Here is a 24,934-nt window from a genome sequence, read left to right on the forward strand (position 1 = left end):
TCTTCCTTCATTTATCGGTTAAACAACAGGTCATAGATAAATCTAGTGTTAAACCACCCCTTTCCCACATTGAAGTAAGCGATAACGCCGAATACTGCAACCAGCCCGGCGATGACCACATAGTCCCTGTTTCTCCACTTAATTTCATGACGGTATGTGCGCTCCACCGGGTCATAGGTAAATCCCCTGGCCTCAATGGCCCTGGCAATGTCCCGCCCCTTCATGATGGAAATAAACAGGCCCGGAACTATGACCGGTATATATGCCTTAACCTTGACAAACAGGTTCTTGCTCTCAAAGCTGGCCCCCCTGGATTTCTGGGCCTCAATGACCGTGGAGAACTCCTTCTTTAACACCGGGATATAGGAAAATGCAATTCCGATGGCAATGGATGCCTCCGGCGGCACATGGCCCTTATTCAATGCCAGGACAATATCGCTGGTGGGCGTTGCCTGGGTTATAAGGTCTGAAATCCAGATAAACATAATGAACCTGAGTCCGTTTCCCAGGCCGGTAAGAATGCCGGTCATGGTCACGGGTATCTTATTCATGGGCAGAAGGTAGAAAAATACCCGTTCCCCCTCTAAAGGCGTTGCAAAGGGGAAATTCAGCAGGAAGAACAGCACAAAGGCCAGAATCAGAGGCTTTGTGGTCCTCCACACCTGATTCGCGGACACGCCTGAGCCCCGGTACAGGAGATAAATCAGCAGCATCATAACAACGGTGAGGAAGGGGTCCATTATCATGACACCCATAAGAATCAGCATCAGAAGCATCAGCATCTTGGTACGCGGGTCCAGTGAATATAAAAATGATTGTTCTATGGAATTGACCTTCATGCATTTCCCTCCTTAAATGTAATCAGAGACAGAAGCTCAAAGGCTTCCTGTACATCAATAACCACCGGCTCCTTGATTCCGGCCTGCTGCAAAAGCCGAGTAATCTGCGGGGATTCCAGGTTGGAAGAATTCAGAAGCTCCTCCCGGGCAAACACCTCCCTGGGGATTCCCTGGGCAATAACCTGCCCGCTGTGCATCACCACAATACGGTCCGAGTACTCCGCCGCAATGCTCATGTCATGGGTGATAACCACAATGGTCTTGTGCAGTTCCGTGTTCAGCCATTTTACCATATCCATCATTTCATGGCTCTGACGCGGGTCCTGTCCCGTGGTTGGCTCATCCACCACCAGCACATCGGGCTTCATGGCAAGAATGGCGGCCACTGCAATCTGCTGGCGCTGTCCCTTGCTCAGGTTATAGGGGTTCTGGTCAAACAAATCCTCTATTTTCAGGAAACGTCCCACCTCGCTGACCGACTCTTCTATTTCCTGCTGGGGCCACCTTAAGTTCTTTGGGCCGTAACACAGCTCATCCTTTACCACCGATGAGAAAATCTGGTGGTCCGGGTTCTGGAAGCAGTAGCCCACGCTCTGGGAGAGCTTTGCCACCGTACTGTCCGAGGTAGCCACCCCCTTTACCCGGACCGTGCCGGAGGTAGGTTTATGGAGCCCGTTAAAATGCTTTACAATGGTGGTCTTTCCGGAACCGTTCTGGCCCACAATGGAAAGAAACTCCCCCTCATACACATCCAGGCTGACCCCGTGAAGCACTTCCACCTCTGGGGTATATCCAAAATGCAGGTCCCTGACTTCAATGATGGGCTTGTCATAGGACGGAGGATTGGTAAAACGGGCGGCTGTCTCCTTCATCTTCTCCAGCGGCAGCTGAGAGGGGAGCGCTTCCTTTAACTCCCTGACCGCTTCTTCAAAGCAGGTAGTGGGAAACAGCTCCGCCATGCCATGGTCCGACAGCAAATTGATGATTTGGTTCATCTGGGGGGCCACCACCCCGATTTCCTTTAACTCCTGATAGTGGTGCAGCACCTCCACCGGCTTTCCGTTAAAGGCAATCCCTCCTTTGTCCATTACAATAATCCGGTCCACCAGGCCGATGATTTTCTCCAGCTTATGCTCCACGATAATGGCTGTTTTGTTCATATCCCCCGCCACCCTCTCCATCAGCCGGAACACCAGGTCGCTTCCCAGGGGGTCCAGATTGGAGGTGGGTTCGTCCAGCACATAGATTTCAGGCTCCATAGCAAGGACGGAGGCATAGGCCACTGACTGCTGCTGTCCGCCGGACAATGCCTGGGGCGGCCTGCGCATCAGCTTTTCCATACCCACGTATCCGGCATACTTGTCCACCAGGGCATTGATGGTATCCACGGGAAGTCCCTTGTTCTCAGGCCCAAAGGCTATCTCGTCCTCCACCGTTGCGCAGGTCAGCTGGCCGCTTGGGTCCTGGAACAGCATCCCGGATATGAATGCCATCTGTCCGATGGTGTACTTGGATATGTCGGCTCCCTTTATGTAAATCTTTCCTTCAATGCCGCCGCCGTAGGATTCCGGTATTATCCGGTTGAGCATGGAGCACAATGTGGTCTTTCCTGCTCCGGAAGGTCCTGTTATAAGAACGATTTCCCCTTCCTCAATGCTGAATGAGACGTCCTTCACCGCAGGTATATCCGCTCCCGGGTAAGTGTAGGACACATGCTCAAATCGGATGATTTCTTCTGCCATATTGATTCCTCCTTATTGTATTAAAAAAGAGCCCGTGCAAAATCAGATAATTCTGCCCCTCCATATCATTCGGACTCTACTTCTTCGCAAAGTGCTGTATATTTTCTGTCTATAATTATAAAATTTTTATAAAATCATATCTATGTGCACCACGTATGAAAGCACAAATTGCCAGTTGTGCAACTAGCACAACTGGCAATCTGCTGTCTGCCGGTCCGTGACCTATGGTTTAAAAAACGGAGCCATCCGCAGGGCGATTCCCAGCTCCAGCAGCTTATCCCTGCGGGACAGGTCGTATCCTGTGATTGTCTCTATTTTCTTGATTCTGTATGCCAGGGTATTGCGGTGCAGGAACAGGGCATCCGCTGTCTGTGTCCTGATTCCCATATTGTGCACCAGCTCGCTCAGGGTCTTCAGAAGCTCTGTCTGGTTCTCCCGGTCATAGGCCTGGAGCTTTCCCACGGTTTCCTCAATGTATCCCCGTATATATTCCTGGTTTGCCCCCCGAATCAACGCGTGCTCAAAGTTTACATCCTTAATAAAAACCACCGGCTTGTCCAGGATTTCCCCTATCCTGATGGCATCGCGGGCATCCTCATAAGCATTTTTAAGTCCCAGATAATGGTCTGTGTTCTTGGATATACCGGCTGTCAGACGGAATCCCATGGCCTGTATGCCCCATGTCTGTATCTGGTCCAGTATCGGCGGGACCTGGCTCCGGCACTTGGACGGGATAATGCAGGAAAAGCTGTCGCTTTTGGGTATCACCAGACACTCCACATTGTAATACCAGAAGGTTTTCTGTATGAGATGGCAGGTCCTCTGCTTGACCTGAATCACATCCTCCTCCGTCTTTTTCTGGATATACTTTTCAAAGTTATAAATGTCCAGCACCACGATGAATACAGGCAGCTTGGGCCAGTTCAGATAATCGGAGCGCAGGACAGCCTCCTCCTCGCTCTTGATGTTGCCCATGATAATGTCCAGGAAAAAACTGGTCCCCATCATGTTCTGGTGCTGGTAAATCACCTCCAGCTTGGAAAACTCCAGGGCAAATGCAGTAACCGCCTGGTCCAGGACAATCCTGTCCCTGTCCTCCAGCTGGTCTGTCTCTATTTCAGCGAAAATGTAACCGCAGGGCCTGCTTTTTAAATATATCTTGCGTATCTCAACCACATGGTCATCAAACCGTATGCACAGTTCCTCCTGGTTGTAGGGCATCTTGCCCACGGCCTTCATCAGCTGGTCCCACACATCCTCCCCCAGGGTACTGCTGAAATAGCCCCCGGAGGGGAATTCCAGCTTCTTATTCATGCTATCGTCAAACAGGGTAATGGGCTTTTCCAGAAGGCTGTACAGAACCTTTCCCACCCGGTCCAGGCCTCCGCCGTTAAGCTCCAAATCCGTGAATTTTTTGTAGATTTCGTTCCTGTAATCCAAAAGCATGTTCTGCTCGTCCACAATCACCCGCATCAGGGCGTTAATCAGCTCGATAAAAGGCTTTGCGTCCGGTATCTCAATCAGCGGGACTTTAAGCTGCTCCGCCAGCACCAGGCACTCGTCCGGGAGCGAGCCGATGAACCTGGTCTTAATCATGATTCCCGCTGCCTGGGCCTTATGAAGGCTGGTGATGAGGTGCGATAAAAACTTCTTATCACTTTTTATGGAGTATCCCGTGGTAATCAGCAGTTCATTCTTCTTCAGCCACAGGGTTATGTCCGGTATTTCCATGGTGTCTATGCATGTTATGGGATTGCCGGTTCCCCCGGCGCCTGCAACCAGCTTACAGTCCCTGAGGCAGTCCAGCTCCAGCGCATCTTTAATCGTAAAGGACATGTGCGTCATCCCCTTATCTTTTGTCCAAGTTTTTGCCAACGTTAACCTGCTCCGTACCTGTTTTTCCAGCATATCATAAAGTGGACCAAATAGCAAAATATGATTCTTTTTAAACAGGCTTCATGACAAAAGGCCGCAGGATGAAAGGAATGTCCGCCTCATGTTTATGGGCATCCCGTTCATCCTGCAGCCTTTTATATGACCGTCATCCGCATACCTGTCTCCCCGGTGCTTTGCTGCATTAATTCAGCAAAGCTCCATACCGCCCCAGAAAGCTCTGGGTCCTCTCGTTATCCGACGCAAATACCTGCTCCGGCGTACCCTCCTCCACAATGACGCCGTCTGCCATAAACACCACCCGGTCTGATATATCCCTTGCAAAGGCCATCTCATGGGTGACAATCACCATGGCGATATCCAGGTCCGCCAGGGATTTGATGACCTTAAGCACCTCCCCGGTCAGTTCCGGGTCCAGGGCTGAGGTAGGTTCGTCAAAGAACAGTATCTTGGGATTCAGGGCCAATGCCCTGGCAATGGCCACGCGCTGGCACTGGCCGCCGGACAGCTGGCAGGGGTATGCGTTCTCCTTGTCCTCCAGGCCCATTTTCTTAAGCAGGGCCCTGGCTTCCTCATACACCTCATCCCTGTCCCTTTTCTGCACATGGATGGGGGCGTCCGTGATGTTCTTCATGACAGAGTAATGGGGAAACAGGTTGAAATTCTGGAATACCAGGCCGTACTGGCTCTGGATTTCCTTCAAATCCTTCTTTGAGGCATACACAGCCTTCCCGCCTTCTGTCCAGGCGGCCCGCTTTCCCAGGTACACAACTTCCCCGCTGTCCATGGTTTCCAGCATGGTGGCGCACCGCAGCAGGGTGGATTTGCCTGAACCGGAGGGACCGATGACAGACACGATTTCCCCCTCCTCCACACGGAGGGATATATCCTTTATAACTCCCAGCCCGTCGAAGGACTTTTCCACATGATTTAATTCCAGCAGCTTCATAATCCACAATCCTCCTGTTTTCAGACACACTCTAACGGTAATAATCCATCTTCTTCTCAGCCCACTCCATGCCGACCGCCACGACCAGGTTAAAAATGTAATAGAACAGCCCTGCCGCCACAAAGGGAATCATGTTGGTCTGGGACGCTGCCAGGGCCTTGGCTATGGAAAACATCTCCGCCACGCTGAGCGTAAAGGCCAGGGAGGTATCCTTGACCAGGGTGATAACCTCGTTGGTCACAGACGGAAGAATCCGTTTGATGACCTGGGGAAGTATGATTTTGAAAAAGGTCTGGAACCGGCTGTAGCCCAGAATCCGGGCCGCCTCATATTGGCCCACAGGCATGGACTGGATGCCGCTTCTGTAGATTTCAGCGAAATAGGCAGCATAGTTGATTACGAATCCGATGAAGGTGGCCCACAGGCGGTAGCCGCTGCCCACCTTGATGCGGAACAGGTAATAGGGTCCGAAATACACCACCATGAGCTGCAGCATCAGGGGTGTGCCTCTCATGATGGATATGTACACCTTGACAATGGCCTGAAGCACCCGGTTCCCGGACATGCGTCCAAAGGCCACCAAAAGGCCCAGCGGAAGGGAAAATATAAGCGTCACCAGGAATATCTGGATACTGGTTCCCATACCTCCTGCCAACTGAATCAACATCTGTTCAATTGTCATCTTACCCATAACTTCGTACCTGCCTTTAACATTTATGCCGTATAAAGCCGCTGCAGACCAGCCGGTCCGGACAGCGGCTTTTATGCTAACAATTCAAACAACGCGTCTGTTACTTACCAATCGTGGTAACGTCCTCGCCAAACCATTTCTCAGATACGGACTTAAGTGTTCCGTCGGCAGCCATCTCCTCCAGGGCAGCCTGCACCTTGTCCCGGAGCTCCGTATTGCCCTTCTTAAATCCAACGCCGTACTCCTCTGCGGACAGGCTGTCCTCCAGAATAATGAAGTCTGCATTTCTCTGCTGGATCTGATATCCGGCCACAATTACGTCCATGGCAATGGCATCCACTGCACCCTGTTCCAAATCCATGAAAGCTGAGTTATAGTCAGCCGTGGTAAGCAGCTGCTTGAAGGTAGCTGTCAGGTCAGGCGCTTCCTTTAACGCTGCCTCTGCGGAGGAGTCTACCTGGCACTCCACAATCTTGCCTGCCAGGTCTGCCTGGCCGGCAATCCCGGAATCCTTAGCCACAACAAATACCTGGGTATTGGCCATGTACGGCTCAGACCATGTATAGGCGTCCTCACGCCCTGTCATGGTAAATCCGTTCCAGATACAGTCGATGTTGCCTGCCTCCAGCTCCATATCCTTGGAATCCCATGCAATGGGCTGCGCCTTGTACTCCAGTCCCAGACGCTTTGCCACTTCCTGGGCCAGCTCCAGGTCAAATCCTGTATATTCACCGTCATCTCCCATGAATCCCATAGGCGGGAAATCCTGGTCAAATCCTACTATCAATGTTCCTCCGGCACTCTCTGCCGCTGCCTCTGACGCGGCCTCGCTCTCTGTCTCTTCAGATGCGCCCTCAGCCTTGGCGGTGTCTGCCGCTGCCTCAGTTGTCTCTGCCTTTGTCTCTGTGGCTGCTCCCTTTGAGCCGCCGCATCCTGCCAGGGATAATACCATCACCGATGCAAGGGCCAGGCTAAATAGTCTCTTTTTCATAATAAACGTCCTCCTCTTATTCCGCTGTTTCTGTCCAGCGGCTCCTTACGGTCTTTTGACACGCTATCATATTAGCACACTAAAGCGCCTGTGTAAAGGACATTTTATATGGCAAAACTGACAAATCTTCACCCCGCCGTCCCCCTCCCTGAAAATCAGGGCAGGACCGGGGCTTACAGAAACTTCTTAAGCTCCTCCAGGCTCCTCACCTCATAATCCGCCTTTATGCCCTCAGGCAGCATCTGCCCGCCGGGGTTATACCAGCACGTATAGGTACCAGCTGCCATTCCTCCCCTGATATCCGATGCAGGGGAATCACCTATGAGCAGCATACGCCGGGGATTTGCATTGGGTATCCTGGAAAAACAGTAATCAAAATATTCCTTCCGGGGTTTCTGGCTTCCCGCATCCTCAGACACAAAAATATCCTTCATGAAACCGTCCAGCCCCGAGGCGGACAGCCGTTTATACTGGGTGGATGACGTGCCATTGGTGACCACATATAAATCATATCTGTCTCTCAGGTAAGCGCACAGGTCCAGGGCCCCGTCAATTAAGAAGGCCGACCCGTCCAGCTGGCTCCGGTACAGCTTCTCCGCCTCACGGCCGTCCACCCTCCTGCCCAGACGGCCGAAAAACGCCTCAAAACGCTGCCATACCAAATCCTCCTTGGTCACTTCCCCCCGTTCAAAGGCAGACCAGAATCCTTCATTGATTTCATGGTATAATTGAAGCCGTTCCTCCGAAGGCTCAAACCCATACTGCTCAAGCACCACCTTCATGCCCTGCTTCTCCGACATGCCGAAATCCAGCAGCGTTCCGTCCACGTCCAGAAGAATCACATCAAACTTCCGTTCCCTGCTCTCCATAAACCACATTTCCTCCGCAAACCGTATATATTACCCTGCCTGTCAATGTCCTGCCCAGGAAGGGACTGTTGGACGACTTGGACTCAAACCCTTCCACGGTCCACTGCCTGTCCTCATCAAAGAGCACCAAATCCGCCGGTGCACCTGCCTCCATACGCCCGCAGTCCAGCTTATACAGCCTGGCCGGATTCAGGCTCATCTTTTCCATGAGTTCCATCAGCGTGAGATGGCCCGCCTTCACCAGATTGGTAATGCCCAGTGCCAGGGCAGTCTCCAGTCCCAGTATGCCGCTGGGCGCCTGTGTCAGAGGCCGTTCCTTCTCCTCCCTGCTGTGGGGCGCATGGTCCGTTGCAATCATGTCTATGGTCCCGTCCTTAAGCCCCTCAATCAGCATCTGCCTGTCTGCCTCTGTTCTTAAAGGCGGGTTCATCTTAGCCAGGGTTCCGTACTTTAACACGGCTTCCTCTGTCAGGGAGAAATGGTGGGGCGTCACCTCGGCCCACACCTTTGCCCCCAGCTTCTTGGCCAGGCGTACCATCTCCACGGAATGTCCTGAGCTGATGTGCTGGATGTCCACGGTGGCGCCTGTATCCAGGGCAATCATACAGTCCCTGGCCACCAGGGAGTCCTCTGCCAGGGCCGGTGAGCCGTAGATACCCAGCTCTTCGGAAATCCGTCCGTGGTTGATTCCGTTTTCCCTGATGAAATGCTTGTCCTCCTCATGGAAACTGAGAACCGTATCCAATCTGGCCGCCTCCTCCATAGCGGCTCTGACAAAGGTTCCCTCCATCAGGGGAATTCCGTCGTCCGTAAATCCCGCTGCCCCGGCTGCCAGAAGCCCTTCCATATCGGTCAGCTCCCTGCCTGCAAATCCCTTTGACACAGCGGCGCAGCTTAACACATGGATGCCTGTCTTCTTCCCCTCTTCCAGCACATAGCGCAGCGTCTCCCTGTTGTCCACAATGGGATTGGTGTTGGCCATGCACACCACCGTGGTAAAACCGCCCTTTGCAGCCGCCCTTGCCCCGGTATGGATGTCCTCCTTGTACGTGGGACCGGGATCCCGGAAATGCACATGGACATCCACCAGGCCAGGCGCCACCACCAGGCCCTCCGCCTCAATCACCTGCTCGTAATCCCGTTCCCCGGGGCCAAAACCCGCTGCTTTGGCTGCCCCGCCCTGGTCAGCCGGAAATATCCCTGCTATCCTGTCTCCGTCCAAAACCACATCCGCCTTTATATCCAGCCCTTCTGCGGGTCCCATAACCCGTCCTGCGCGAATCAAAATCATAATCTTTCCCTCTCTTTATTCCAATCATTTACGGGTACTGCCTGCTACACCAGGAATTCCTCTCCCCGCCTGTGTATTTCACGTATCCTGTCCTTGTAAGCCCCGGCGCAGGGCAGGGCCCTGAACCTGGCCGCCGCCTGATAATCCTCCCAGAAATGCATGGGAAACACCACGTCCGCCCCCACCATTCTCATGAAGTCATCCATCCCCAGAAAGAAATCCTTTTCCTGCCTGGGGTCAATAAGCATAAAGGCCACATCAATATGGCGGCCGGCCAGCCGGTCCATTTCCCGGTGGAACCGCTGGCTCATCCTGATATTGTCGGCCTCCGGTTCCCCCTCCCATACCCAGTTGTTTAAATCCCCTGCGTGGTAAAGGGTCCTGCCCTCCAGGCTGACCAGAAACGCAACCCCTTCATCCGTGGACTTAAACGCCTGGATGTCCACCGGATGTCCGGCTTTGTCCTTCAGGCTCACTTCCTCCCCCGGTCCCAGGAATACGGTCCTGCCCAGGAGGTCCTCCGGCACCTGCCTGGTCCAGATATCGTCAGACAGCACATAGGTCACGTTCCCGCGGCTTTCCTCCAAATCAAATATGGAACGGGAAAAATGGTCCCCATGCCGGTGGCTGGCAAACACAAACAGCGGCTTTTCCCTGTCCGTCTCCGGAATACTGCCCTCAAAATAGTCAAACAGAAGTACGGCATGGTCAAGCTCCGCCATAAAACTGCTGTGATGGATATAAGTTATTTTCATATCGGTCATCTCCCATCCCTTCTAATATGTTTAATAGTAACATAAACCGCAATTCCCGTATAGTTATTTTATCCGGTTTTCCATTTATATACAGAAACAGGCAGCACCCGCCGGTTATCATGAACCAGCCGGGCGCTGCCCGCCGGACAACGCATCCCTGCATTCTTTTAGTTACACTGCATGGTAAAAGGTCTTCCATTTACCGCTGGCAAACCTCCGCCCAAACAGGGCGGAACGGACCGTCCAGTCCGCAATCATGGCCCACCACACGCCCACAGCCCCCATGCCGAGCCCCACTGCCAGCACATAGCTGAACCCGATACGGAATATAACCATGGACAGGATGGACACGCACATGGGAAACTTCACATCGCTGGCCGCCCTCAGCACATTGGCCAGGCAGAAGGAGGAGGGCCATAAAAATACGGCGCAGCCGTCATGAATCAGCACCAGCACGGCTCCCAGCTCCAATGCTTCTCTGGACAGTCCATATAGGCTGAGAGAAAGCGGCATAGTCAATATAACGGCTATACAGCAAAGCCCGTTGACGATATATGTAATTTTCATCATTTTCTTTGCATAGTATCCGGCCTGGTCAAAATCGCCTGCTCCCACACAGCGTCCCACCACCGTAATCATGGCCAGATTCATGGCCTGGCCCGGCAGCACGCCCATTCCGTCCAGGTTATTGGCAATGGCGTTGGCAGCTATCTGGGTGGTGCCGAACATGGCAATGATTCCCACCACCAGAACCCTGCCCAGCTGGAAGATGCTGTTCTCAATCCCATTGGGTATGCCTATGCCCAGTATCTGCTTTACCATCCTGAAATTAAATTTCCATTTTCCTCCGATAAAGATATCCAGATTCTGGCTGCCCAGCCGCACCAGAAGGATGAAGCAGGCAGTCATACGGGAAATCAGGGAAGCAGCAGCAGCGCCTGCCACGCCCCAATGGAACACAAAAATGAACAGGGAATCCCCAATAACATTGATAATGTTCATAATAATGGACGCCTGCATGGATATCTTGGAATTCCCCATGGACCGGAACAGGGCTGCGCAGGAATTATAAACAGCCAGGAAGGGGTAAGACAATGCGGATATGGTCAGATAAACCAGCGCATTGGCCATCACATCCTCCGCCACCCCGCCGTAGAGCAGCACCAGCACGCCCCTGCGCAGCAAAATGCAGAGTCCCATGATGATAAGAGATAAGGTTCCGGTTATTAAAATCAGCTGATTTGCTGACTGACAGGCCCTGTCCCTCCGCCTCTGCCCCAGATACTGGGAGGATACCACGGCGCCGCCGGTTGCCACAGCTGCAAATATATTGATAAACAGGGTGTTGACCATGTCCACCAGGGATACTCCGGAGGTAGCGGCCTCCCCTGCGCTGGATACCATCATGGTATCCACCATTCCTACGGATACAGCCAGTATCTGCTCCACAATAAGGGGCAGTATCAGCCGTTTTAAATCTTGGTTGGAGAACATCCGGGCTCCGGCTTCATTTTGTTCCATCAGCAGCATACCATCCTTTGTGTCCCGCTTTTTTTCCTGAATAATCCGCGGGATGCTTTCTTAAAAAAGCCTACTCCAACCGCCATTTCCCGTCAATCTGTAATTTACCCAAAAATATGGGGCAATCAAATGGCCTCCCCGTCCGCTTTCCACAAATCCGGCAATTTCCGTAAAACTACAGCCCGTAAAACAAGGGTGAGCCCGGCCCCAGAGGCAGTCCGGACATATACCAGACAGAAAACATCGCAATCCATCCCAGGAGAAAGGCCCCTGAATAGGGCAGCATGGTGGAAATGACGCTTCCGATGCCTGCCTCCTTATCGTATTTTTGGAAAAATGCAACTGTCAGCACGAAAAAGGGCATCAGGGGCGCAATGATATTGGTGCTGGAATCCCCTATCCGGTATGCGGCCTGGGTCAGCTCCGGCGAAAGACCCAGGCGCATGAACATGGGGACAAAGACAGGCGCCATAATGGCCCATTTAGCTGAATCCACTGCTATAAAGATATTGATGCCTGCTGTCAGCACAATGAAGCAGATTACCAGGGGAAGTCCTGTAAATCCCACTGACTGGAGGAAGCCAGCCCCTTTGACGGAAATAATGGTACCCAGGTTGGAATAATTAAAGCAGGCTGTAAACTGCGACGCAAAGAAAATCAGCACCATGAAACCGGCCAGGCCGCTTATGGAATGATTCATAAGGGCCACCGCATCCCTGCTGTTCTTCACGGTGCCGGCTCCAATGCCGTATGCCAGACCGGGAAGCAGGAACAGGAGCATCATGAAAAAAATAATGCTGTCCATAAAGGGGGAGTTGAGGAAGGAATGGGTTACGGGGTCCCTAAGCAGTCCGCCGGACGGCACCGCCAGGACAGCTATGAAAACCCCATACACCAGGGCCGTGATGCCGGCCCAGGCCATGCCTCTCTTCTCATTTTCCCCGATATCTTCCACGTTTCCTGTCTCTTCAGGCACCCATGGACCCAGCCGTGGCTCCACCAGCCTGTCCGTCACAAGGGTACCCAGAACCGTGATTAGGACTGTGGATGCCACCATGAAATACCAGTTGCAGACAGGAAGTACTGTATACACGGGGTCAATCATGCGGGCTGCCTGGGTGGACATTCCTGCAAACATGGGGTCATTGGTGCCAATCAGAAGATTGGCGCTCCATCCGCCTGACACGCCTGCAAATGCCGCCGCCAGCCCGGCCGCGGGATGGCGGCCAAAGGCCATAAAAAGCACTGCCCCCAGGGGGACCAGGACCACATACCCGGTGGATGAAGCAATGTTGGACATGATACCCAGAAACACAACCACCGCAGTAGCAAGGGGTTTTGGCGTGGAGGCAGCTACCCTGCGCAGCAGGGCGGACATAAACCCGGTACCGTCTGCCACCCCCACCCCAATCATGATGGTAAAAACAGTTCCCAGTGCAAAAAAGCCTGTAAAGTTAGACACCACCGCGGTGACCATATACCGGATGCTGTCCGGTGCCAGAAGGCTCACCGCCTCCACTGTCTTCTCTGTAATCTCTCCGTTTGTGCGGTCCAGAAAATCGTATGTGACGGACAATCCCAGGAATCCGCACAGGGCGGACAAAAGGATTACAAGCCCTGTCAGTATCAGGAATATCACTGCCGGGTCAGGCAGCCTGTTCCCCACCCGCTCCACGGTATCCAGAGCGTTTAAAACAACGCCTTTTTTCTGCCCTTTATCTGCCAAAACAGTTCCTCCAATCATGCAGTAATTATGTGTTGGGTTTATCTTTCCCCTCTTTACCGTCTTATATTACACGGTCCTGTTAATTGCAGGAACCTGGCGGCGGGAAAGAGCGCCTGGGCAGTGATTTGTTATTTTGTCAGATAGTTTTTGTATGGCCGCCAATTTTATTGGCCTATAACACAACGCCGTTCCAGTTATTTCCCCCTCCGCATTATACACTTTAGATAAAAAAACCAAAAAATCTTCCCAATTTGCCGTCATTGTTTCAGAAGGCATTGTGAATTAAAATACAAGCATACAAGACATGGGAACGTGAAACGAAATGTTAGTAAAAGAAAAGGGGAAAACAATGGAGGGGAAGAAAAAAGGATTATCTCTAACAACACAGATACTGATTGCCACGGCAGGCGGTATTGTCTTCGGGTCTTTGATTGGGCCATGGGCTTCAAATTTAAAATTTATCGGCGATATTTTCATCCGGCTTATCCAGATGTCGGTCGTACTTCTGGTAATGACCGCGGTTGCAGGCGCAGTCGGAAGCGGCGACGGGCAGGATGTGGGAAAGATGGGATTTCACACCTTTAAGTGGATTATCTTTTTCACCATATTATCCGCGGGACTGGGCGTTGTACTGTCCACAGTCATTAAGCCCGGCCTTGGTATTGAGATTGCCAACGCTGAGGCCATTGCCAATGCAACAGCGGAAACAGCCTCTCTTCAGGACACACTGTTAGGCTTTGTATCCACAAATATCATTGGCTCCATGGCTGACAGCGCCATGGTTCCATGCATCGTTTTCGCATTGTTCTTCGGCACAGGCATGGGTACCTATACACGCCAGAGCGGCAACCGGAACATGGTTGAGTGGGTAACTGGTTTTAATACCATTATCACCAATATCATTAAGGCAGTCATGCATGTCGCGCCAATCGGAATCTTCTGCCTGCTGGCAAATGTGGCTGGCTCCACTGGTTTTAAGGTCATCATTCCCATGATTAAGTTCCTGGGAGTACTGCTCATAGGCGACGCAATCCAATTCCTTATTTATGGCCCGCTGACAGCCGCGCTCTGCAAGGTAAATCCGGCTAAGATGCCTAAGAAATTCGCTAAAATGTCCATGATGGCCGTGACAACCACCTCCGGCGCAATCTGCCTTCCAACCAAGATGGAGGATGCGGTTGTAAAGTTCGGCGTAAGCCGTAAAGTCGCTGATTTTACCGGACCCATTACCATGTCCATGAACAGCTGCGGCGCAGCGCTGTGTTATGTGGCTGCTATCTTCTTCATGGCGCAGTCCACCGGTATCCAGCTGACCACCTATCAGATGGGAATGGCAATTCTGCTGTCATGTCTGATGTGCATGGGGACCATCGTTGTGCCGGGCGGTTCCGTCATCGTATATACCTTCCTTGCATCCTCCCTGGGACTGCCGCTGGAAAGTATTGCTATCCTCATTGGCATTGACTGGTTCTCCGGAATGTTCAGAACGCTTATGAATGTTGATGTCGATGTCATGGTAGGCATGCTTGTATCCAGCAAGCTGGGGGACCTGGACAGGGATGTGTTTAATGAGGTAAAAACAGTTCAGTATTAATGCTTAATCATCTGCTGCAAATAAGATAAAACAAAACGCGTGTCTGAAGCTCACTCCCCGCCATACTGCATGGACGGGGAGTGAAGCTGCAGGCACGCTTCTGTATATTTGGGGCTTATTTGCATGTTCAGTTACATCAATCTTTCTCTTATGGCCTGTTCCTGTTCGTCAAAGAGCAAATCCTTATTATACTGGTAATAGCGTTCGCACTCATATTCATCCAGGAACCGCACACACGCCTCGCTGGTATTCAGTTCCGTGACAAATATAACCATTTCCTGGCCATTTCCAAAGGCCGCCTCCATAAAGTCAAAGGCGTGTTCCAGGCAGCTGCCGCAGTCCTCCTTCATTGTCTCATAGCAGTCGCTCTGCTCCATAAATTTTTTGCGCACCCATTCCCAGGCCTGCTCCCTGTTCTCCACGGATTCCATTCTCATCTGCCGGGCATATTCCTCCAGCGTGATACGCACGCCCAGGCACAGGCGGTCCTCCCGCCTTCCTGCGAGCCCGCTTTTCTTCCTGCGGAGGCGCTCCCTTTCCAGCTCCCGGGCCAGACACCCAAGAATTCCGTCAGGCGCTGCGCCATCTGCAGACTTCCCTGTCCCGCCCATCATCTCCTGGCGGTATCTCTTAAGCTGCTCCATCAGAAGTTCCATGGTTTCATTCTTCTCCCACAGCTTCTTAAACCCTTGCGTCAGTTTAGATAAAAGCAGGCCCGCAACACTGAGGCGTTCATCAAAGGGCGCTCTGGCCACCCGGTCACACAGCTCCTGTCGTATGGTGCCCTGTAAAATCTCATCCACCTGATACTCATTCTGGTATTTATAATACAGCTCCAGGTAATTTGCGAAATCCTTTGCAATTTGGGGATGCTGGATGTACTGGCTGACCACATCCCGGTCAGCCCTTTTGTCCAGGCTTTCATATACCAGAATCAGCTGGGACAAATCTTCCCAGCCCCTTGGCGTGGCGAACAGCTTTCCGTCCACCGTTGTCTCAATCCGGCAGAAATTCTGCCCCTTGATGCTGAGGTAGGAGATAATGGCCGGGTGGATGTTCTCCCGGTACGCATACTCCTTCCACACCCCCAAATCCGGCTCCACGTCAATCCGCTTAATCCGGTCCAGGGTGACCACATCAAATTCCCTCACCGACTTGTTATATTCCGGGGGATTGCCCGCAGCAGCGATTATCCATCCCTCCGGTATCTTATGGTTTCCAAAGGTCTTGCACTGGAGGAATTGCAGCATGGTGGGAGCCAGGGTCTCGGATACACAGTTGATTTCATCGATAAAGAGAATCCCTTCCTCCAGTCCGGTTTCTTCCATCCGGTCATAGATGGAAGCCACAATTTCGCTCATGGTGTACTCCGTCACCGCATACTCTTTTTGGCCATAGGTCTTTTTTTCAATAAAGGGAAGGCCCACCGCACTCTGTCTGGTGTGATGGGTGATGGTATAGGATACCAGCCCAATCCGGCATTCCCTGGATATCTGTTCCATAATCTGTGTCTTTCCCACTCCGGGCGGACCGATGAGCAGCACCGGCCTCTGCCGGATGGACGGTATGACATACTCCCCATTCTCATCCTTTAACAGGTATGCTTCTATGGTATCCTTTATCTCTTCCTTAGCCCGCTTAATATTCATGTCCTGTTCTCCTGCTCTGCGGGATACTAAAATGCATCCCTGTTCTGTTTTCCCGGCCTGTACTCCATGAGCTGTTCCTCCTCCAGCACCACCTTCATGGCCCAGGGCGGCACGGACTCATCGGAAAACATGTTTTCGATAAACACAAAGGCCGCGTCATAGGCGGGGGCCTGCACCGGATAGATTCCCTTGCCGTCCGTGAAATAAATAAGCCCCTTAAGGGAGGCTGCCTGACGGCTTTTCTTAAGCCCGTTCACATACTCAAATGCCGGTCTGAAATCCGTTCCGCCGCTTCCTGCAATCGCAAAATCATCCATATATGCCTTCAGCTCATCCTGACTGGTTACCAGCACATCGGACTGCACCGCGTCATCGCACTGTATGATGTGTATATGGACCTTCTTAAAATAACTCTCAGTCTCCGACAGCACATCGTAAGTCTCTTCCAGAAACCGCTTCACCAGTTCTCCGGAGCAGGACATGGAGGTGTCGATGACAATGGCAAAATCTTCTACCCGGTAAATCTCCCTGGACTCCAGCGGCTCAATCAGAGGCATGTTGCCGTAGAGGGAAAGGCCGTAGGTGTAAAACGCATAGTCAAAGGAGTCCGGGTCCACCTGCATCTCTTCCTTCAGAACCGCAAACTTCCGAAGGAACCGGCTGTAGTCGTACCGCTCCCGGTTCTCCACCCGCACTTCCTCCAGCAGGCTCCGGTTGTCCTCCGATGCGTCCTTTGAGCCTGTTTCCAGTTCTGTCTGCATCCTATCCCGGTTATCATTCCACTGGTTCTGCCTGGACCGGGCGATTTTCGGACGGCTCTCCTGTTCCCACAGGTCATGGCTGTCCACGAAAAATTCAGCTCTCAGCATATCCAGACGGCGTTCAGGAAGCTCCATCTCCAAAAGAACCCTGTAAACCCGCTCCGCAGTCAGTACCGGCGTCACAGCCCGCCCGCCGCCGCCCTTCTTTCCCGCCCTGCTTTTTTCCGCCAGGGCCTTCTCCAGCCTGAGATACATTTCCCGCCTCAGGGCACTCCTTGGCACATGGACACATTTCTGGTATAGTCCGTCAATGACGTACTCCATGGCAATATCGCAGGACAGGTCCCAGTATCCCTTATCCCTGTCCCTTCGCGTATACATATGGCAGAACAGGCAGTGGAACAGCATATGGAGGTAACCCCGGTTCACCAGCGTCCTCCCCCTTTTGTACAGCCCCAGCAGATAATCCGGCCCGTAGTAAATCAGATGCCCGTCCGTCCCCAGGCCGTCCCGTCCCCAGTCAGCCTCAAAGCCCAGGCTGCTGAGGGACACGTCCAGAAACTTCATATTCACATACAGCTCGCTTCTGGCCTGGTAGAGAATCCTGGTACACAGGGTAACCTGGTCCAGCTCCTCCAGCTGCCGTTTCCTGACAGGGTCTGTCATGACTGCCGCCCTGCTGTCATGGTCGCATGCTCTTCCTTTAATTCCTGGTACAGATGGTAAAAGGTCCACTCGCTGTTATGCTCTGTCAGCACTGCCTTAAGGGCAATCCTGGGCACGCCGGCCCTGCGCAGTCCGGCCAGCAGCATGTCCAGTCTCTGGCTTGAAAACTGTTTTAATACCATGACCTCCTCCGGTATGACCGGGAGCTCATCCGGTCCGGCTTTGATTTCCGCTGTCCCAGTTTCCGCTGCCTCAGTTTCCGCTGTCCCGGTTTCCGCTGCCTCAAAGCCTTCCATCCCGGCCAGGTATCCCACCTTTTCCAGAACCTGTTCCGGTCCTATATTCTTTATGCGCACGCCCATGCGGACCAGTACGCTCTTCATCATGGCCACATGCTTCATTGTCTCCGGTCTGCCCGGATTATAGTACAGCACTGTCTCCATCATCTTTGCCATGTTCTGCCATCTCCTTTCAACAGGGCCTGTCCGCCCCCCAATCCCGGCATTTCCTTCTCCCTGCGCCTACTGGCCAAACAGCTCCTGGCTGTCAAGCATCAGGGTAAAAGGCCCGTCATTGAGAAGCTCCACCTTCATGTCTGCTCCAAACCGTCCCTTTTCCACCACATCCACATGGGTTCTGCACCGTTCCATAAAGTGCTTATACAGGGACTCCGCCATCTGGGGAGCGCCCGCCTTGATAAAGCTGGGCCTGTTACCCTTGCGGCAGTCCGCATACAGGGTAAACTGGCTCACCACCAGAAGCTCTCCCTCCACATCTTCCAATGAGAGGTTAGTTTTTCCATTTTCGTCCTCAAATATCCGCAGGCGGCAAATCTTATCAGCCATCTTCTCGGCCATCTGCCTGGTGTCTCCGTCCGCAACCCCCAGAAGGATGAGAAAGCCCTTTCCGATTCTCCCCAACAATTCTCCGTCCACGGTCACGCTGGCCTGCGTTACCCGCTGTACCACTGCTCTCATATGCTTTTATCTCCTTTTTATCTCAGCATCATTTTCAGATATTCCATAAGGGTTTCCGTGGTTTCCTCCCTGTAGAGTATTTCCCTGGCCCGCACCGGATAATCCGTGATGATATTGTCCACGCCTAATAGTTTCATTTGCTCCATCTCAGTCTTGCTGTTCACGGTCCACACATGGACCGCCTTGCCCTTTTCATGGGCAGCCTCCACCAGCCTTCTGCCCGCAAAGCTGGAACGGATGCTGATAAAATCAATGTATTCATTGTCGTAATAGGTTCCGTAGGCAGCAGCCAGGATGTAGCCTGTCCTCAGCTCCGGAGCCATTTCCTTCACCCGCTCCAGATATCCCAGTTTAACCGATGTAATGACGCACTGGTCCTCCATCCCATATTCCCGGACCAGGGCAGCCACCTGTTCAGGGAGGCTGGAATCATTTCCAATGTTCTTAAGCTCAATATTCAGCTTCATGCGGCCCTTGCAGGCTTCCAGCACCTCTTCCAGGGTTGGTATACGCTCTCCTGCAAACCGGGGGCTGAAATGGCTACCCACGTCCAGCCGGCTTACCTGGTCATAGGTCATGGTTCCCAGCCGCCGGTCCACACCCGCCACCCGCTTCAGGTTCAGGTCATGGCATACCACTACAATGCCGTCCGCCGTGGTCTGCACGTCAATCTCACTGTAATCCGCCATCTCTTCCATGGCTGCCTCAAGGGCTGCCATGGTGTTCTCCGGGGCCATGCGGGAGCTTCCCCGGTGGGCCGTGACTTCTGTCCGTCCCAGTACATCCCAGTCCGGGGACGTGCCGTTGTAAACCATATCAAATATAAGAAACAGGCTGGCACCGGCCAGGGCTCCCGTTATGGTCAGTATCCATTTTCTCTTGAAATGCAGTTCATAAGGCATGGAAAAATCCCAGGGCGCCTCATGGGCATTTTTCATGCCGTACTGGTAATATACCACGGTCAGGGCTCCAAAGTCCACCAGGGGAGCCAATATCCCCCCTATGAACAGCACCACCAGTTCCAGTCTGGCGCACACAGCTGCCAGCACGGCCATGGCCGCATAGCTGTCCACAAACAGGGTGACTATAACAGCGGATACCACAACAATGACCACATACATGAGTACCAGGCCCGCTGCCAGCCCCAGATTCACAACCAGCAGCAGGATTACTGCCCTGAGGCTGCGTCCCTTTAGAAGCTCCATGCTTCTTCTGAAGCCGTCGTTAAACTGCTTCTGTTCAATCATGCAGGCAAAAAACACCAGCATGGTGGGAATCCCGATAAGCACCAGGGCCGTCACCAGCACCACCAGGCCCAGCCGGGCGGCAGGGGCGTGCAGGATTTCGTACATGACAAAATTAAGGGGCTTTATCTTAGTGAGAATCCGCAGCAGCAGATAGCTGTTCATCATCACATAATCGGCCAGGGCCAGGGGCAGAAGTTTCCAGTTCCTGCCCTTACATGCATCCCAGGCCTTACCCAGCGCTCCCCTGAATATATATACGGAATCCACCCTCATGGAATAGGCCGCAGCCTGGTAGGCTGTGATAAGGCCCCCTATTTCCACCACCATGAACACCATTCCCAGCACCGCTGCCACCAGGGCGCAGACAATGGTTGCCGGGCGCAGAAGAAAGGCCCCCATATTACTCATGGTCAGATAGCTGTATCCTGCCATGCGCAACGAGAACCTGAGGAGCTGGTTTACCAGCCTGATATAGAATGTACCTGCAACCAGCCGGAGCAATACCTCGAAAATTACCAGCTGGCGCAGGTTCAGTTTAATTACCTGGTCTGTCTCTTTTATCAATCGGTTCACTTAAGATTCTTCCGACCTTTCTTTCTGCTCCCTGGCAAATGCCGTGATGGCCTCGTTCAGTGAAAACATCTTGGCATCCAGCATATCCACCATGTCGGCGCAGGCCTTTAGTTCCTTCAGCAGGTTCTCCGGGGCATTGCCTTCAAACTTATATGCAATCTTATGTTCCAGGCTGGCCCAGAAATCCATGGCAACGGAACGGATTTGAATCTCCACCTTGGTCTCCACCGGTCCATCCGTAAGATAGACCGGCACAGTCACTACCATATGATAACTTTTGTATCCGTTAGGCTTTGGGTTCTTGATATAGTCCTTTACATGAAGGACGGTCACATCCCCCTGAGCCGCTATCATATCGGCTATCTGATAGATATCCGACGTAAACGAACATATAATCCTGATACCCGCAATATCACTGAGGCACTCCATCATATTCTCAATAGTGACCTCATACCCATCCTTTTTCAGCTTCATCACAATGCTTTCCGCTGACTTCAGTCTGGATTTGATATGCTCAATGGGGTTATAATCATAACGGTTGGCAAACTCGTTGTTCAATATTTCAATCTTTGTACCGACCTTTTTTAGTGCCGAATCATACAGAAACATCACTGAACGCCATTGGTCAACCTGGTCGTCCGCTTTGGGGATATTGGTCATTCCTATCCCTCCTTACCTTAAGCCTAGAGTTTAAGCCCCTTTAACAGGTCGCCTAACCCTGTGGATACCGAACCGGTCTCCTTGTAGTCAAATGTCTCATGCTCTTCTTTGTCTGCCTGCTGTTCTGCCAGAACCTTCATGCTCAGGCTCAGCTTGCCGTCCTGTGCGGAAAGAATCTTTACCTTCACGGTCTGTCCCTCGGTCAGAACAGCGCTGGGATGCTTGATTCTCTGGGTGCTGATTTGGGAAATGTGAAGCAGTCCGTCCACGCCGTCATCCAGCTTGATGAATGCGCCGTAAGGCTTGATGCTGTCCACAGTGCCCTCCACGATATCCCCTGCCTTGAACTGGGCCATGCGCTCCTTTTTTAACGCATCCTTTTTCTCCTTCTCCACCTCACGGCCGGAAAGCACCAGTCTCTTCTTCTCCGGGTCAACCGTAATGATAATGGCTTCCACATACTTGCCCTGCCAGTCTTCCAGTTTCTCCACATACTCTGTGGACAGCTGGGATGCCGGGATAAATGCCCGTACTTCCTCCAGGGATGTGACCACGCCGCCCTTTACCGCCTCGGAAATCTTAACCTTTACAACGGTCCTGTCCTCCATCATCTGAGCAAACTGGGCCCACTTCGCCCCATCGCCGCTCTCCTCCTCAGCAATCTGGATGTGTCTCTGGTTCAGAGTCTTGTAGGAAGCCTCCAGTTCAGCTGCATAATCCTCCATGGTCTCCACGGGTGCAGCCTCCTTTACCTCTTCCGTCACTTCATTCTCCAGCTCTTTGTTCAGTTCTTCACTCATAATTACTCTCCTCGCCTTCTGTACATTTTACCAAAATATATTCCTTACCATTATAACAACAACCCACCTAATATTTCTATAGTTTTATGACGAAAATTATACCTTTTTTTATTTTTTATCGTCTTTTTACGCCTTTTCACTGTCCTGAAAATATGATATGATGCATTCAGCGGCTAAAATATCTTAACACGCCCTAGAAAGGACCTGCATTCCATGATAGATTTACTGGACCTGCACACACATACAACGGCCAGCGGCCATGCCTATAATTCCCTTTATGAGATGGTGCAGGCTGCTTCAGCCAAAGGATTATCCCTGTTTGGATGTTCCGACCATGCCCCTGCCATGCCCGGCAGCTGCCACTCCTTCCACTTCATCAATTTCAAGGTTCTGCCAAGAACCCTTTTCGGCGTCAGGCTGATGATGGGCGTGGAACTGAATATTATGGATTATGAGGGCGCCGTGGACCTGGAACAGAGCGTCCTGGAGCCCCTTGACTACGCCATAGCCAGCCTGCACCAGCCCTGTATCGACAGCGGTACGGCGCTCCAGAATACCAACGCCTATCTGGGAGCGCTTAAGAATCCCCTGATTCAGATTATCGGCCACCCGGACGACAGCCGTTTTCCCATTGACTATGACACACTGGTGGCTGCGGCCGGGGAACACCATAAGCTTCTGGAGGTAAACAACAGCTCCTTAAATCCCTTAAGCTTCCGCGTGGGAGCCAGGGATAATTATATAAAAATGCTGGAGCTCTGCAGACGCTACCGCACCAGCATCATCATAAACAGCGACGCCCACTGCGAAGCGGACGCAGGCAGCCACGCCTATGCCCACGCCCTTCTGGAGGAGGTGGACTTCCCCCAGGAACTGGTGGTCAACACCTCCCTTGACCTGCTGTGCAGCTACCTTCCCAAAGCAGCCGCCATTCTGGCCCAGCAGGAAGACGAACGGTGCGGACACCTGTACCGTCCCAGGACAGCCGCAAAAGGGAAGGCGCCGGGAGGAAATGAGTGATGATTAATTTCCTGAACCTGGAATATTTCCTGGTGGCTGCCGAAGAGCTCAACTTTACCCGGGCAGCCAGGAAGCTCTACATCTCCCAGCAGTCCCTGAGCAACCATATATCCAATCTGGAAAAGGAATTTGACGTGATTCTCTTTAACCGCACGTCTCCGCTGACCCTTACCTATGCGGGAAGGGCTTTAAAAACCAGAGCCAGGGAGCTTCTGGACCTGAGGGACGAAACCTACAAGGAAATCTCCGACATAAAGGATTTTTCCACGGGACAGCTTTCCATCGGAGTGTCCCACACCCGCGGCCGGGTCATCCTGCCGGAAATCCTGCCCACCTACCAGTCCCAGTTTCCGGGCATTGAGCTTCACCTGGCGGAGGGAAATTCCAGCCAGCTTGCCTCAGACCTTCTCCATGGCAGCATCGACCTGATGATTGACCTGCTGCCCTTTACAGCAGAGAATGTGGAGACAGTCCCCATCTGCAATGAAGAGATTCTCATGGTGGTGCCGGATGAAACGCTGGGCAAAGCATATCCGGGCCAGGTGGAGGAAATAAAGGAAAAGCTCCGCGCTGCCCCGGACATCCGCCTGCTGGAGCACTGCCCCTTTGTATTGTTAAAAAAAGGAAACCGTGTGCGCACCATAGCCGATGAAATTTTTGAGGACGCCCAGATGAGTCCCCGCATCGTGCTGGAAACGGAAAACATAGAAACCGTGCTGGCCCTCAGCGGCAAAGGCATGGGAATCACATTTTATCCCAAAATGTTCATGTCCCCGGACCCTGCCTCCCGTTCCTACCGCAGCGCGGTCCTGGAACAGAGCCGCCTGAACCTGTACTCCCTGAACTACACCCGGGCCCACGGCGTCCTGGGCATCGGCTATCACAAGGGCCGCTACATGTCCAGGGCCGCCCACGAGTTCATACGCATCGCCAAGGAACGGCTGGACTACGCTCCTAAAAATAATGCCTGATACCTGCGTTTTGCACCATATGTATGCATTAGATACCCTGCCTCCCTCATAAGATGGATGCAGGGTATTTTCAGCTCTTGACAGGGTATCCATCTTCTGCTAAAATATAAACAGTAACTATTATTATTATCTTTATAAGAGAAGGAGATGCGATGAAAGCTCTAAAGTATAGCCGTCAGAGGGAATCCATCAAAGCCTGTCTGATGAATCGCCACGACCATCCTACGGCAGACGCCCTATACGCCAGCATCCGCGAAGAATTTCCCAATATCAGTCTGGGAACGGTTTACCGTAACCTGAATCTGCTGGCTGACACCGGCGAGATACGAAAACTGACCTGCGGGGACGGTGCTGTTCATTTTGATGGAGATACCCGTCAGCATTACCATTTTGTATGCAGCGAGTGCAACCAGGTTTACGACATGGAATTAGGCGCCATGGAGGACCTGAATAAGGAAGCCCAGGAACATGCGCCAGGCATCATTGACAGCCACTACGTATTGTTCTACGGACGGTGCAACAGCTGTTTACAAAAAAAAGTTGATAAAACCATTGACAAACCAGCCTAAATGATTTATATTGATATCAGTAACAATTACTATTATTGATATCGACAACTTGTCGGGATGCCGGACATCCGTTGTCCGGCTCCTGACCATCATTATAAAAAGGAAAAGGAGAATATTGATTATGAAGAAATGGGTATGTACAGTTTGCGGTTATGTTTATGAGGGAGAGAATGCACCTGA

22 protein-coding genes are annotated in these 24,934 nt (G+C 52.3%); 4 read left to right on the top strand and 18 right to left on the bottom strand.

Annotated elements, in window-relative coordinates:
- Positions 1-11 precede the first annotated feature (11 nt).
- The 11 genes from I2H39_RS24690 to I2H39_RS24740 all read right to left on the bottom strand — a co-directional run bounded on the left by I2H39_RS24690 (position 12) and on the right by I2H39_RS24740 (position 13,267).
- Positions 12-839, bottom strand: coding sequence for an energy-coupling factor transporter transmembrane component T (locus I2H39_RS24690; protein WP_138306269.1), 828 nt, complete (start codon positions 837-839; stop codon positions 12-14).
- Positions 836-2,581: an energy-coupling factor transporter ATPase gene (locus I2H39_RS24695; RefSeq protein ID WP_195627750.1), complete on the bottom strand. Its 1,746-nt coding sequence runs from the start codon at positions 2,579-2,581 to the stop codon at positions 836-838. The genes I2H39_RS24690 and I2H39_RS24695 overlap by 4 nt, the downstream gene beginning before the upstream one ends.
- Positions 2,582-2,803: 222 nt before the next feature.
- Positions 2,804-4,417, bottom strand: coding sequence for a PucR family transcriptional regulator (locus tag I2H39_RS24700; RefSeq protein ID WP_195627751.1), 1,614 nt, complete (start codon positions 4,415-4,417; stop codon positions 2,804-2,806).
- A 241-nt stretch (positions 4,418-4,658) separates the two neighbouring features.
- Positions 4,659-5,423, bottom strand: a complete 765-nt coding sequence (locus tag I2H39_RS24705) for an amino acid ABC transporter ATP-binding protein (protein ID WP_138306266.1) — start codon at positions 5,421-5,423, stop codon at positions 4,659-4,661.
- A gap of 31 nt (positions 5,424-5,454) precedes the next feature.
- Positions 5,455-6,105 (bottom strand): amino acid ABC transporter permease, encoded by a 651-nt coding sequence (locus I2H39_RS24710; RefSeq protein WP_347563788.1) that lies wholly within the window; start codon positions 6,103-6,105, stop codon positions 5,455-5,457.
- Between the two features lie 109 nt (positions 6,106-6,214).
- A complete protein-coding gene (locus I2H39_RS24715; RefSeq protein WP_138306264.1) occupies positions 6,215-7,105 on the bottom strand; it encodes an amino acid ABC transporter substrate-binding protein in 891 nt (296 codons plus the stop codon).
- Positions 7,106-7,278: 173 nt separating this feature from the next.
- On the bottom strand, positions 7,279-7,974 hold the full coding sequence (locus I2H39_RS24720) for a YjjG family noncanonical pyrimidine nucleotidase (RefSeq protein WP_138306263.1): 696 nt from the start codon (positions 7,972-7,974) through the stop codon (positions 7,279-7,281).
- Positions 7,949-9,265, bottom strand: a complete 1,317-nt coding sequence (locus I2H39_RS24725; protein ID WP_138306262.1) for a dihydroorotase — start codon at positions 9,263-9,265, stop codon at positions 7,949-7,951. Before I2H39_RS24725 ends, I2H39_RS24720 begins: the two co-directional genes overlap by 26 nt.
- A 44-nt stretch (positions 9,266-9,309) precedes the next feature.
- Positions 9,310-10,020: an MBL fold metallo-hydrolase gene (locus tag I2H39_RS24730; RefSeq protein ID WP_138306261.1), complete on the bottom strand. Its 711-nt coding sequence runs from the start codon at positions 10,018-10,020 to the stop codon at positions 9,310-9,312.
- 171 nt (positions 10,021-10,191) lie between these two features.
- A complete protein-coding gene (locus I2H39_RS24735; RefSeq protein WP_347563778.1) occupies positions 10,192-11,541 on the bottom strand; it encodes an MATE family efflux transporter in 1,350 nt (449 codons plus the stop codon).
- Between the two features lie 175 nt (positions 11,542-11,716).
- Positions 11,717-13,267, bottom strand: coding sequence for an AbgT family transporter (locus I2H39_RS24740; RefSeq protein ID WP_330641123.1), 1,551 nt, complete (start codon positions 13,265-13,267; stop codon positions 11,717-11,719).
- Between the two features lie 322 nt (positions 13,268-13,589).
- On the opposite strand from I2H39_RS24740, the gene I2H39_RS24745 reads away from it, so the two are divergent.
- Positions 13,590-14,861 carry a dicarboxylate/amino acid:cation symporter gene (locus I2H39_RS24745; protein ID WP_347708605.1) on the top strand — a complete coding sequence of 424 codons (1,272 nt, stop codon included), beginning with the start codon at positions 13,590-13,592 and terminating at the stop codon, positions 14,859-14,861.
- Between the two features lie 131 nt (positions 14,862-14,992).
- Here the strand turns inward: I2H39_RS24745 and I2H39_RS24750 are convergent, their stop codons facing one another.
- From I2H39_RS24750 to I2H39_RS24780, 7 genes are all read right to left on the bottom strand, one after another.
- Positions 14,993-16,510 (bottom strand): AAA family ATPase, encoded by a 1,518-nt coding sequence (locus tag I2H39_RS24750; RefSeq protein ID WP_195627753.1) that lies wholly within the window; start codon positions 16,508-16,510, stop codon positions 14,993-14,995.
- A gap of 26 nt (positions 16,511-16,536) precedes the next feature.
- Positions 16,537-17,937: a VWA-like domain-containing protein gene (locus I2H39_RS24755; protein WP_138306257.1), complete on the bottom strand. Its 1,401-nt coding sequence runs from the start codon at positions 17,935-17,937 to the stop codon at positions 16,537-16,539.
- Positions 17,934-18,392 (bottom strand): DUF3783 domain-containing protein, encoded by a 459-nt coding sequence (locus tag I2H39_RS24760; RefSeq protein WP_195627754.1) that lies wholly within the window; start codon positions 18,390-18,392, stop codon positions 17,934-17,936. The genes I2H39_RS24755 and I2H39_RS24760 overlap by 4 nt, the downstream gene beginning before the upstream one ends.
- 66 nt (positions 18,393-18,458) lie before the next feature.
- Positions 18,459-18,914, bottom strand: a complete 456-nt coding sequence (gene dtd, locus I2H39_RS24765; RefSeq protein WP_138306255.1) for a D-aminoacyl-tRNA deacylase — start codon at positions 18,912-18,914, stop codon at positions 18,459-18,461.
- Positions 18,915-18,931: 17 nt separating this feature from the next.
- The gene (locus tag I2H39_RS24770) at positions 18,932-20,734 is read right to left on the bottom strand and encodes a glycerophosphodiester phosphodiesterase (RefSeq protein ID WP_138306254.1); all 1,803 of its coding nucleotides are present in this window, start codon (positions 20,732-20,734) and stop codon (positions 18,932-18,934) included.
- Entirely contained in the window at positions 20,735-21,394 is a 660-nt protein-coding gene (locus I2H39_RS24775; protein ID WP_138306253.1) for a GTP pyrophosphokinase family protein, read from the bottom strand. It abuts the gene before it with no gap.
- A 23-nt stretch (positions 21,395-21,417) separates the two neighbouring features.
- The gene (locus tag I2H39_RS24780; protein ID WP_138306252.1) at positions 21,418-22,194 is read right to left on the bottom strand and encodes a S1 RNA-binding domain-containing protein; all 777 of its coding nucleotides are present in this window, start codon (positions 22,192-22,194) and stop codon (positions 21,418-21,420) included.
- A 213-nt stretch (positions 22,195-22,407) separates the two neighbouring features.
- Here I2H39_RS24780 and I2H39_RS24785 point away from each other — a divergent pair, with 213 nt between their 5' ends.
- From I2H39_RS24785 to I2H39_RS24795, 3 genes are all read left to right on the top strand, one after another.
- Positions 22,408-23,214: a phosphatase gene (locus I2H39_RS24785; RefSeq protein ID WP_138306251.1), complete on the top strand. Its 807-nt coding sequence runs from the start codon at positions 22,408-22,410 to the stop codon at positions 23,212-23,214.
- Positions 23,214-24,185 carry a LysR family transcriptional regulator gene (locus tag I2H39_RS24790; RefSeq protein ID WP_195627755.1) on the top strand — a complete coding sequence of 324 codons (972 nt, stop codon included), beginning with the start codon at positions 23,214-23,216 and terminating at the stop codon, positions 24,183-24,185. The genes I2H39_RS24785 and I2H39_RS24790 overlap by 1 nt, the downstream gene beginning before the upstream one ends.
- Before the next feature lie 152 nt (positions 24,186-24,337).
- A complete protein-coding gene (locus I2H39_RS24795; RefSeq protein WP_138306250.1) occupies positions 24,338-24,754 on the top strand; it encodes a transcriptional repressor in 417 nt (138 codons plus the stop codon).
- Positions 24,755-24,934 lie beyond the last annotated feature (180 nt).

It is taken from the genome of Clostridium sp. 1001283B150225_161107_B6 (assembly GCF_015556325.1).
Classification (GTDB): Bacteria; Bacillota; Clostridia; order Lachnospirales; family Lachnospiraceae; genus Enterocloster.

Bases quoted from the DNA above. Each gene is read 5' to 3' on its own strand.
- I2H39_RS24690 (WP_138306269.1), bottom strand. From the start codon at position 839: ATGAAGGTCAATTCCATAGAACAATCATTTTTATATTCACTGGACCCG.
- I2H39_RS24695 (WP_195627750.1), bottom strand. From the start codon at position 2,581: ATGGCAGAAGAAATCATCCGATTTGAGCATGTGTCCTACACTTACCCG.
- I2H39_RS24700 (WP_195627751.1), bottom strand. From the start codon at position 4,417: ATGTCCTTTACGATTAAAGATGCGCTGGAGCTGGACTGCCTCAGGGAC.
- I2H39_RS24705 (WP_138306266.1), bottom strand. From the start codon at position 5,423: ATGAAGCTGCTGGAATTAAATCATGTGGAAAAGTCCTTCGACGGGCTG.
- I2H39_RS24710 (WP_347563788.1), bottom strand. From the start codon at position 6,105: ATGACAATTGAACAGATGTTGATTCAGTTGGCAGGAGGTATGGGAACC.
- I2H39_RS24715 (WP_138306264.1), bottom strand. From the start codon at position 7,105: ATGAAAAAGAGACTATTTAGCCTGGCCCTTGCATCGGTGATGGTATTA.
- I2H39_RS24720 (WP_138306263.1), bottom strand. From the start codon at position 7,974: ATGGAGAGCAGGGAACGGAAGTTTGATGTGATTCTTCTGGACGTGGAC.
- I2H39_RS24725 (WP_138306262.1), bottom strand. From the start codon at position 9,265: ATGATTTTGATTCGCGCAGGACGGGTTATGGGACCCGCAGAAGGGCTG.
- I2H39_RS24730 (WP_138306261.1), bottom strand. From the start codon at position 10,020: ATGAAAATAACTTATATCCATCACAGCAGTTTTATGGCGGAGCTTGAC.
- I2H39_RS24735 (WP_347563778.1), bottom strand. From the start codon at position 11,541: ATGGAACAAAATGAAGCCGGAGCCCGGATGTTCTCCAACCAAGATTTA.
- I2H39_RS24745 (WP_347708605.1), top strand. From the start codon at position 13,590: ATGTTAGTAAAAGAAAAGGGGAAAACAATGGAGGGGAAGAAAAAAGGA.
- I2H39_RS24750 (WP_195627753.1), bottom strand. From the start codon at position 16,510: ATGAATATTAAGCGGGCTAAGGAAGAGATAAAGGATACCATAGAAGCA.
- I2H39_RS24755 (WP_138306257.1), bottom strand. From the start codon at position 17,937: ATGACAGACCCTGTCAGGAAACGGCAGCTGGAGGAGCTGGACCAGGTT.
- I2H39_RS24760 (WP_195627754.1), bottom strand. From the start codon at position 18,392: ATGGCAAAGATGATGGAGACAGTGCTGTACTATAATCCGGGCAGACCG.
- dtd (WP_138306255.1), bottom strand. From the start codon at position 18,914: ATGAGAGCAGTGGTACAGCGGGTAACGCAGGCCAGCGTGACCGTGGAC.
- I2H39_RS24775 (WP_138306253.1), bottom strand. From the start codon at position 21,394: ATGACCAATATCCCCAAAGCGGACGACCAGGTTGACCAATGGCGTTCA.
- I2H39_RS24780 (WP_138306252.1), bottom strand. From the start codon at position 22,194: ATGAGTGAAGAACTGAACAAAGAGCTGGAGAATGAAGTGACGGAAGAG.
- I2H39_RS24785 (WP_138306251.1), top strand. From the start codon at position 22,408: ATGATAGATTTACTGGACCTGCACACACATACAACGGCCAGCGGCCAT.
- I2H39_RS24790 (WP_195627755.1), top strand. From the start codon at position 23,214: ATGATTAATTTCCTGAACCTGGAATATTTCCTGGTGGCTGCCGAAGAG.
- I2H39_RS24795 (WP_138306250.1), top strand. From the start codon at position 24,338: ATGAAAGCTCTAAAGTATAGCCGTCAGAGGGAATCCATCAAAGCCTGT.